Origin of the sequence: Sphingobacterium sp. T2 (assembly GCF_000814685.1) — a bacterium.
GTDB lineage: Bacteria > Bacteroidota > Bacteroidia > Sphingobacteriales > Sphingobacteriaceae > Sphingobacterium > Sphingobacterium thermophilum.
In genome coordinates this window covers 1-9,438 of the sequence record NZ_JXAC01000111.1, presented here as the reverse complement: position 1 = coordinate 9,438, position 9,438 = coordinate 1, and the positions used below count along the sequence as shown (strand labels likewise).

The window sequence follows — 9,438 nt, the reverse complement described above, 5'->3', positions numbered from 1 at the left end:
CCCTTGATGAGGTAAGGGAAGTTACCTGGCAATGGATGGATGATTATAACAATCACAGACCGCACGACAGTCTTGGCAATATGCCTCCAACCGAATATGCCGCTTTATCCGCTTTTGAAGGCGATAGACAGGCGTGTTAGGGTATTTAGGTTTAGGTTAATTTGAAGAGAATTTTGTAAAATTATGCAGTCTTAATTCGGGGAAGTCGACACATCTTTATAGTCTTTGTAGTTAATCGTAACTTCTTGATGGCTTACGCTTTTTATCCGATGATTACTGATAGCTACCTTATGTGTATACCGTCCTAAGTATTCTATCACTTGCTTGGGGCCACCAAATGGTCGTTTAGCATACACTACCCAATTCTTTTCAAACAAACTCTGGTTAATAGCAGAGTTGGTGAGTTTCTCTTTACGCAATAACGCCACATATTTAGCCCGAAAGACTTTACTCAATGCTAGCACTGAAAACATATATTTATCAGCTTTAATTTTACCTCTCCACTTCCCATTTTCATCGATACCTCCACCTGGAACAATACAGTGCAAATGCGGATGTAAACTCAGATTTTGTCCCCAAGTGTGCAGAATGGAAATCATACCCGATTGTAATCCTTTGGTTTTACCAAACTGTGATAAGGTAGACCAAGTGGTTTCAAACAACAGGCGGTAAATGATATGCGGATGTGAGATGGCCAAACCATTAAGCGTATCGGGCAAAGTGAAAACCAAATGATAGTACGAACAAGGCAATAAATCTTGCTCTCGAGCTTGAATCCATTCTTCACGTTTATGACCTTGACATTTCGGACAATGACGATTTCGACAACTGTTGTAACTAATACTTATGTTCCCACAAGAATCACATGCATCAACATGACCTCCCAAAGCGGCTGTTCTACATAATGTTAAAGCTCTTAGTGTTTTCTCTTGGTGAACCGTAAAGTTTTGATGGGATAAATCTACTTTTCCTAGCACATCGGCTACTTCCCAGTGCGGCTGCATAAAGAAAAAACGATATCAAGAGGACTATGGACTTTTTGTTGGGCTAACTGACAAACATGAAGGTATTCCATCGTACTCTCCACCCGTTCATGCCCCAGAAGCTTTTGAACTTGTAGAATATTCACACCATCTTCTAACAAATGCGTAGCATAGCTGTGCCGTAGCGTATGGGTATGTACCTCCTTGAGGATGCCGGCCTTTTTACAAACGGTTTTGACAACCCATTGAACGCCACGCTGGCTATAACGCGAATCAAAACCTTTGCCTTCTTTGCTATTGCCTGTGAATAAAAAGGTAGTAGGATGTTCTGCTGAAATATAACTTTTTAACCCTCTAATAAGGTGCTCAGAAAGTGGAACATAGCGGTCTTTTTTGCCTTTACTTTGAACAATATGAAGGAGCTTACGATCAAAATCAAGATGTTTTAAGGCTAGATTACGTACTTCCATACAACGCAGACCACAGCCATAAATTAATCCAATCAATAAACGATGTTTAAGTAAATCCGCTTGTTGAAGCATACGCCAAATCTCTTCCCGACTCAAGATAACAGGAAGCTTTTTCTCTTTGGAAATAGACGGTAGATGAAGATGGTCGTACGGAAGATTTTCGGTTTTTAATAGAAATCGAAGACCATAGACAGTGTGCTTAAAATACGTTTGAGATGGACTTTTGCTTCTTTGCTGCAAGTGATAAAGGTAGTCTTGAACTTGTTCAGCATCTATCTCAGTGGGAAGACATCCAAAATGTAATGTCATCGCAGCCACATGACGGCTATAGCATTCGAAGGTACGTTTACTACGGCCTAAGACTGAAATATTACGCTCAAATCGTTGCAACAGTGATTCGAATCCTGTAACTTCACGACAGGCGCGATGGAGAAATTTATTGTACCGTAAATCCTCCGGTTCTTTTTTTTGTTACCATAATAGTATATTTAATTCACCTATAAAGCTATGATTTATAGACGATAGAAAGGCTACCGGAGGTTTAGTTCAACAAGGGTTTTGCGTCAGGCGGGCTGACGTGCAAACCTTGTGTTTAGTGCATCTATTAAACTTTATTAATAAATTGAAACTTTGCGCTCCGAAACCCGCCCGAACGCAAAGCCCCGACCCGTTGGCAGTAAGCATAACGAACAAAACAAAATAACAAATGGCAGACATTAACAAACAGACACCTGAATTTATGGACTTTATGTTCAACGGACTTGACCACGGAGTAAATTCAATTAGTGACGGAGGTGGACCACTTGTTCCATTTCTAATGACTAAAATTGGCGATAAAAAAGAACTTAAACGATTCGTAACAGAAAGGTATGAAGAGGGAATTGCAGTTGCTGAACAAACCGTAAAGGATATGACACCCAAACCAGACTTTGCGTTAATTGCCTTTGACGGTTTTATAACTTGGGAAGAAAAAAAATATGACGCTATTTTTTTAAAGCATTTGACAGGACACAAGACGAAGGATTTGAATTTTGTCAAAGATATGTCCCCAAAGCAGACGGAAATGGAATAGAACCAATTGGAAATTCAGCTTTCATTGGTAAAACAAATAATATTCTTGTTTCATCGGACAATATGGACACTGACGAAACACTTTTAAAAAAGAAAAAACCTTGGTGGAAATTTTAGAGAAAAACAAAACTACAAGAATGCCAACTGCCAACATGGGTAACTGTTGCACAACTATGATTTTTGGAGAAAACATAAAATATTCGACCTCGTTTAAGCCTCTTTAAGCGGGGTTTGTTGGTTTTACACGTTCATCAAGCCAGAAATTTCAAGAGCTTATATTGCCTGTTTTGATGTCCAGATAACTGAGGTCCAAACAGAAATAGCATCCCTTTCGGAATTGCTAATACATGTCTCATAGAAGCGGGCAGTTTTCGGCTGAATTTAAGATTACTTTTTGAGATTATAGCATACAGCGGCCATCAACACATGCTTATTCGCTTGTGCTAGCCCTCGATTGTTGATGCGTTTCATATTTTGGTGGTTCATCAGCGTTCCTAGAACAGGTTCTACAGTGCTGCTACGCCGCTTTACCAACCGTCGGTGGTAGGATTTATGCTCCGTGAGTTTCTTATGCATCTTGTCGTAAAGAGGTTTGTGGATACTTTCGTCCAGTTTCTTAAACTTACTCACTTTGCCACAGCATTGCTCCCGCAATGGACAGTTTTTACAGTCGCTCTCGCTACTAGGATAGGTTTTCTTCGTGTAGCCTTTACTGTCTGTTCTGATGCCTTTGAATGGTAAAATAGCCTTATTGCCCCCCTTTTGGATACACTCCTAGTGGTTCCTCATCGCATTGAATACAAAACCCTCGCGTTCCGGCTTGTATTGTCCGAAATTTGGAATCTAGGCGTCAATACCATTATCCTCACAATACTGCAAACTCTCCCTACTACTATAGCCAGCATCAGCAATGACTTCTTCGATGTTAAGGTCATTAGCCTTGAAGTTAGAAATAGTTTGATTCATAATATCTGCGAAAATAGAACTATCCTTGCTACCTGCTGTACTCGCACAGGCACCTGTTATCACATGCTGTCCAACGCTGGGGATTTACTCTTATCCACCAGAGCTACTCTACCTTTTCTAACTAATTGTTGAATAGTAGGCATTTACCTTTTTTTGTTTTTAATTTATTTAAATTAATTTTTTAAGACTGCAAAGATATAAAGAATATTTTGAACTATAAAGAGTTAGCGTATTTTTTGATAAAAATATAAGGCTTCATCATGCAGGTCTTTAGGGTTGTGACAAGTTGCAATTATCCTAGTAATTTCCATACAATGTAGGTAGGGGGGCAGTGTCTACCCTCGACAATCAGAGCCTATGTTATCCTAAGATTAACAGACGCAAATATCGGAGCAAGTAATGTGTTCAAAAAAACACGAATCGTGCACACTTATGCATTCAACCCTCCATCTAACAGAATATTCTCTCCATTGATGTATTCTCCAGCTTGGGACATCAGTAGAACAACAAGGCCTTTTATGTCGTCGGAGTTCGCCATTCTCCCCAGAGGCACTTTTTTGCAATAATTTTTGACGAATGCTTCGGGCTGGTTGTTAAAGAGTCCTCCTGGACTGATGCAGTTGAACCGAATATTGCGGCCCGCATGCATCTTGGTCATATACCGAGTGAGGTTGATCAACCCCCCATTATGGAAGAAATAGTCTGCTGGCAGATCGCCCATTCCCACCGTCCCCTCGTAATTGCTGAGATCGGGACCTTTCATGCCCATCATGGACGCGATATTGACGACACTCCCTCCTCCTGATTCGATGATAAGATCGGTGAGCTCACGCAGCAGGAAGAACATCCCCGTGGCGTTGGACTGCATCGATTCAGCAAACTGCTCGATAGGTGCACGATAGCCTTTGACCGGGCGAGCGACGGCATTATTAACGAAGCCATCCAATCTACCAAAAGTGGAGGAAACGTTTTCTCTGAGCTGGAGCATGGATTGGTAATCGTCCTGATCCACTGCCATAGCATGCACGTCTAAACCCCGCTGGCTATACTGGGCTGCGGTAGCCTCTGCACGTGCCAGACTACGCGACGTCGTAATGACGGTCGCATCTGCTTCGGCCAAACCCTCTACAATACACCGTCCATAGTTGCCCGACCCGCCGGTGACTAAGATTACCTTGCCCTTTAAGCTCAAAAGATCCTTTACATTCATTGTCAAAAAAATATTATTTCAAAATAATTGTCGCACCATTGGCTTCTCGGCTCTCTTGAGCCGCGATGATGACGTCCATCAATCGATAGGTATGCTTGAAGTCCAAACGCTGGCGACCCTCCTTGACGGAGCGAATAAATTCGATGATATTGTCGCGAAACATGGAATATGAATTGCGAATATCCACTAATTTCCACCCTTGGCGACCGAAGAAGCTCAACTGGAATGTGCCGGTGATGTCATTGTATAAATGGAGGGTAATGTCCGGTCCATCCGCTAGGCGTACAGAAACAATTTCCTTCCCAAGGTCGCCTATATGCCGCACGCTGACCGGCTTTGGGTCTCCCAAGACCATAAAGATCGCTTCAAGAAGGTGTATGCCATATTTTTTCCAATCCTTCTTACCGACGGCGGTGACCAATTCTATCGGACCCAGACCCGCTAGTTCCTGTTTCAGTATTCGGCACTCGTTGGCATAACGCATGGATGAGCAAGACATGATGAAGCGGCCATTATCTACCTGCTCCGAAAACCATTTTAAATCCTCTCTCGAATAGGCCAGGGGTTTGTCGATGAAGATAGGTATAGCGGCTTCGACGAACGGTGTAGCCATCTGCACGTGGTATTCGGGGTCGTCCCTTGCTAGTATTACTGCATCGACGTATTGCGCCATGTCTTCGAGGCGATCGACCACATGGGCTATGCCCGAGGATTTGGCGATGCTGTCCGCTACTTCGCGGTCTTGGCACCAGAGGTGAGTAACCGCAGCATCCGGGATACCCAAGGTATCCTCATTGGCCGCCAAATATGACGCTACAGCCGGGTATCCGGCATCGCTGATCTCAGCACTGTCAAACTTTCCGTTGATAATCGCGGACCAAGAGTAAGGATGAGCATTTCCTTCACTCATTCCGATTATACCTAATTTAATCATAACCAACCTTTTTTGTCCCATTCCGCGAGGTTTAGAAACGCGGGATCAGGGAATTGCAATTGTTGTGCTTGCTCCAACAGTTCCGTCGTAAACTGTGTACCTGTAGCATTACGGAGGCTCTCCAGAAGATACTCCTCCTTATCAATCCCTACCAATACGCTGGATACTTGCGGGTGTTTCAACGCAAACTTTGTCGCGTACTCTGGAAAATTCCCAAAATTATTCAGGGCAATTTTACGATATGCTTCCAGGTGTTTTTCTACTGCGCCCAACTCCTCATGCAAGCGAAATTTTCTATCGGTCAACATGCCCCGCATTAACACCGACCGGACGATAATACCGACACCTCGTTCGTGAGCCTCATCGAAATGTGCAGCGTGCGACTGATCCATTAAATTGAAGGGCAGCTGAATGGCACTCCATATGCCTGCATGTAATGCTCTTGCTGTTTCCTCTGCTTTATATACGGACACTCCGATATGGCGTACGGCACCATTGCCCAGCAGGTCACTAAAAACTTGAGAGACCTCATCGTTGTCCAATATCTCCATGTCGGCGTAATGCACCATAAACAGGTCTATATAGTCTGTCTTGAGATTTTGGAGGCTTGTGTCCAAGGATTTATGTACCAGATCCTTGAGGGCGGTGTAGGGTGGTATTGTCCCATCGGCGTCCCTAAGGTGTACGCACTTGGTCGCGATCACGACCTCCTTTCGTATACCCGCGAATGCTTCGCCCATCAGCCTTTCGCTTTCGCCATAATGGCGTGCGGTATCGAAGAAATTGATACCTCGTGCGACGGCTTGCTGACAAAAGTCGCACAGCATCATCGTCGCTTGGTCTATCCTGAGCGCCTAGTCCGTATGGCATACCGATCTCTACCCCTCCAAATGCGATTTCAGAAACAGACAGGCCCGTACGGCCTAAAATTCTTTTATCCATTTAAAATATTTTATTGTTCTAAGTAGGATTTTCCATTTTGCCCTTTGCCATCGCCGAATGCCTGCACGATATCGGCGCAATAATTCTTCAGCCCGACTACGTCGCACCTACACTGACATAGTGGTAGCCCATATCGAACAGCTCCTGGAGGTTGGCGGTAGAACCGACGGTCGCCGCAAACTTTCCATATTTATTGGCGACGTCAGCAACCCGCTTACGCGTCTCTATGAGGAGCGGGTGGTCCCACTGTCCGGGCGCACCAATCCCTTGGCTGAAATCACCGGGGCCAAAAAACAACATATCAAATCCCTCTAGCTGCGCAATTTGTTCCAGCTCGTCGAGCGGTTCAGGATCTTCAATCTGCAGGACGACAAATCTTTCCCTATTGGCGGTCGACAGGTATTCGTTGAAGTCTTCGCCCGTATACGCACCGTCTGCGTTACCGCCGTCGATCGGCCGTCTTCCCAAGGGGTAAAAACGCGTCATGTGTATCACTTTTTTGGCATCCTCCAGCCCCATGATATGCGGCACTAAAATGCCGGTCGCATCGAGTTCGAGCGGCTTGATATAGTCGCTGTATGCGCCCCGGGGGACGCGAACCATCAGATCCGTGTCGTGCGCCTTGGTTGCCCACACGTGTGCTGCGATGATGGACCAATCTTGACCAATATGTTCTAAATCTACCCATACGCTATCGAAGCCACTTAGTGCTGCAATCTCGACAGCTTGCGTATCCTTTAGATTGATTTTGAAACAGCTAGCTCGATGGCCCTGTCGCAACTTTTCTAATACCTTACTTCTTCTCATAATGATGTCTGACTATATCGTAAACGATTTTTTTGATCCACAGGTATATTAACCATTGGGTTTGGGTTTCAAGCGGAACAGTAGGAATGCGCATAGCACCATGCTTAATGCTGCTACCTGAAAGATGACGTCCAGATTAATCTCCGCATCGCGCAAAGCTCCCGCTACGTAAATGCCGATGCCACCTATAATACAGCTGCACAAATTTAAGAACCCATATCCCGTAGCAAGATACCGTTTGTCGGCTATCATCCCAAGGATTGGCATCATGTTGGCGTCGATAAAGGGTCGTGTCAATGCGTATATAAGGAAGCCTACGACTGTAGCCCATAGGAGTGGGGTAAAACTGGCGGCGAATACGGCAGGGACGGCTATCAGGAGACCGATCGCCGGCAACCACATGCGTGCTCTAGCATTCGTTTTGGACCACCAATCGGCAATGGCACCCCCCAAAATCACTCCGACCAGCACTGCCGGGAAAAAATAAGCTGTAGAATAAATACCGGCCTCGGTCTGTGAAAGGGAAAATTTCTCTTGATAGTAAGTCGCAACCAGCCATTGATCATCCAGCTAATCGCACCCCGCTAGGCCCCAGATGATAACCACCAGTATAAAAGAAGGATTACGGAACAAGCTGCTTAATGCCATTTTAAAATTGATAGACTTCTCGGTAGCCACCACACTATTGGGGCTGGATATCACAGGCTCGTCCTTGCGATCACGCAATAGAAGCAGAAGGATGAAAGCATAGGCCACGCCAATACCACCAAATATATAGAATGCATAGTGCCAAGTATGAGTCTCTGCAATCCAGGCGCCTAGAAATCCGAGACTTTGTCCCACTGTCACCCCTGCCACATGTATCCCTACCGCCGTCGACTTGGTCTTATCAGAGTGCCAGTCCATAATAAGCGCCATCGCCGCTGGAATATAGAACGCTTCGCTAATCCCCATCGCCGCCCGTGCAGCAAAAAGCTGCTCGAAGGTCGTCGCATAACCCGTAGCCCACGTCACCAAAGACCAGACCACTAAACTTCCAATAATAACGTAGCTGCGATTGAAGCGATCGGCAATATACCCTGCAATGGGACTTGCGAAGCCATATACCCATAGAAACACCGATGTCAAAAGTCCAAATTGCGCATCTGTCATGGGTATTTCATCCAAGATACTGCTGCGCATGGTCACCAGCATCATGCGATCCAGGTAATTAAGGCAGCCCACTACACACAGGAGAGCGACAAGTAACCAAGGGTAATATTTTTTATGAACCATGTATTCGAGTTTACGGCTTAGATTTACGTATAAAACAAATATAGCAGAATAGAACAACTCTACTTATATGCGATATGCCGAAATCATGGTATTATTTTACACTTTTTTGGGCGCAGCGTTAATTATTGGAGTGTCCGGGAAGTAAAATTCTATACCCAAGTGCGGATACCTCGAACAGTAGCTCCGGTGATCGGCGGGAGATGTCATCAGATTTAGCCGGGCACCGCAGCAAAAATGGAAGGCTTGTACTTGAAATGCAAGGCTTGGTGAACTGCCTACGAGTTTACAATCATAGGTGTAAGATATCAGTCTGTCCCCCCCTTCGCCCCGCTGCCTTCATTATCATATACGCAGCTGTAGCATGTAGATCACTGTTATAATCAGGCAGGTTTGCGTCTCTTACGTCATTATACAAACTACGTATCAGCTCCATTTCGGTCGCGCCGCCCTTAAAGGCCAGTGCTTGCATCATATTATTCAATGCCGCTGGTTGATCTTTTAATGCGAACAAATTTTCTTTCGTCTTCTGTAGCAACTCTGTGTCAGCGTCTTGGGGAGCCGCGATCCACACGGTCGCCAATAGATTGCTGGTTACCGAAGCATTAAAAGCATGGCCGTGCAGCCAGTTATACAATTGTTGATGCTCATCCTTAGAGAAAGGATCGAGATAGCGACAGCACAAAGGAAGTGACCAATATCTCCATTTCGGAAAGCCTTCCGCTTAACAGATCTGCAAGCAGGCTGTCCTCACCATTTGTTCGTGTTTTTTGGATGCTGTCG

12 protein-coding genes and 2 pseudogenes are annotated in these 9,438 nt (G+C 44.9%); 2 read left to right on the top strand and 12 right to left on the bottom strand.

Features of this window, described 5'->3' with window-relative positions; genetic code table 11:
* A partial coding sequence (locus SD31_RS16075) for an integrase core domain-containing protein (protein WP_156138278.1) occupies nt 1-140 on the top strand: 140 nt, incomplete at its 5' end.
* Nucleotides 141-215: 75 nt separating this feature from the next.
* Here SD31_RS16075 and SD31_RS08280 read toward each other — a convergent pair.
* Both SD31_RS08280 and SD31_RS08275 read right to left on the bottom strand, forming a co-directional pair.
* Nucleotides 216-1,004 (bottom strand): annotated as a pseudogene (locus SD31_RS08280) (IS91 family transposase); the annotation flags it as partial.
* On the bottom strand, nt 983-1,843 hold the full coding sequence (locus SD31_RS08275) for a tyrosine-type recombinase/integrase (protein ID WP_197053619.1): 861 nt from the start codon (nt 1,841-1,843) through the stop codon (nt 983-985). The gene SD31_RS08275 and the pseudogene SD31_RS08280, both read right to left, overlap by 22 nt.
* A 316-nt stretch (nt 1,844-2,159) precedes the next feature.
* Here SD31_RS08275 and SD31_RS08270 point away from each other — a divergent pair, with 316 nt between their 5' ends.
* A complete protein-coding gene (locus tag SD31_RS08270; RefSeq protein WP_039053785.1) occupies nt 2,160-2,525 on the top strand; it encodes a hypothetical protein in 366 nt (121 codons plus the stop codon).
* A 386-nt stretch (nt 2,526-2,911) separates the two neighbouring features.
* Here SD31_RS08270 and SD31_RS16070 read toward each other — a convergent pair whose 3' ends face one another.
* The 10 genes and pseudogenes from SD31_RS16070 to SD31_RS17355 form a co-directional block, all read right to left on the bottom strand.
* Nucleotides 2,912-3,250, bottom strand: a complete 339-nt coding sequence (locus tag SD31_RS16070) for a transposase (protein WP_231561355.1) — start codon at nt 3,248-3,250, stop codon at nt 2,912-2,914.
* 117 nt (nt 3,251-3,367) lie between these two features.
* Nucleotides 3,368-3,490, bottom strand: a complete 123-nt coding sequence (locus SD31_RS20160; RefSeq protein WP_262506591.1) for a hypothetical protein — start codon at nt 3,488-3,490, stop codon at nt 3,368-3,370.
* 65 nt (nt 3,491-3,555) lie between these two features.
* Nucleotides 3,556-3,633, bottom strand: a pseudogene (locus SD31_RS16060) (30S ribosomal protein S12); the annotation flags it as partial.
* A gap of 287 nt (nt 3,634-3,920) precedes the next feature.
* The gene (locus tag SD31_RS08260; protein ID WP_039053783.1) at nt 3,921-4,700 is read right to left on the bottom strand and encodes an SDR family oxidoreductase; all 780 of its coding nucleotides are present in this window, start codon (nt 4,698-4,700) and stop codon (nt 3,921-3,923) included.
* A 13-nt stretch (nt 4,701-4,713) separates the two neighbouring features.
* The gene (locus tag SD31_RS08255) at nt 4,714-5,610 is read right to left on the bottom strand and encodes a Gfo/Idh/MocA family oxidoreductase (RefSeq protein ID WP_197053618.1); all 897 of its coding nucleotides are present in this window, start codon (nt 5,608-5,610) and stop codon (nt 4,714-4,716) included.
* Nucleotides 5,611-5,630: 20 nt separating this feature from the next.
* Nucleotides 5,631-6,422: an aldo/keto reductase gene (locus tag SD31_RS08250; RefSeq protein WP_231561354.1), complete on the bottom strand. Its 792-nt coding sequence runs from the start codon at nt 6,420-6,422 to the stop codon at nt 5,631-5,633.
* Nucleotides 6,310-6,576 (bottom strand): hypothetical protein, encoded by a 267-nt coding sequence (locus SD31_RS18940; RefSeq protein ID WP_231561356.1) that lies wholly within the window; start codon nt 6,574-6,576, stop codon nt 6,310-6,312. Before SD31_RS18940 ends, SD31_RS08250 begins: the two co-directional genes overlap by 113 nt.
* A 96-nt stretch (nt 6,577-6,672) precedes the next feature.
* Nucleotides 6,673-7,383, bottom strand: coding sequence for an HpcH/HpaI aldolase family protein (locus SD31_RS08245; protein WP_197053617.1), 711 nt, complete (start codon nt 7,381-7,383; stop codon nt 6,673-6,675).
* A gap of 48 nt (nt 7,384-7,431) precedes the next feature.
* Entirely contained in the window at nt 7,432-7,938 is a 507-nt protein-coding gene (locus SD31_RS17360; protein WP_262506592.1) for an MFS transporter, read from the bottom strand.
* A 15-nt stretch (nt 7,939-7,953) separates the two neighbouring features.
* Nucleotides 7,954-8,658 carry an MFS transporter gene (locus SD31_RS17355; RefSeq protein WP_197053616.1) on the bottom strand — a complete coding sequence of 235 codons (705 nt, stop codon included), beginning with the start codon at nt 8,656-8,658 and terminating at the stop codon, nt 7,954-7,956.
* Nucleotides 8,659-9,438: the final 780 nt, after the last annotated feature.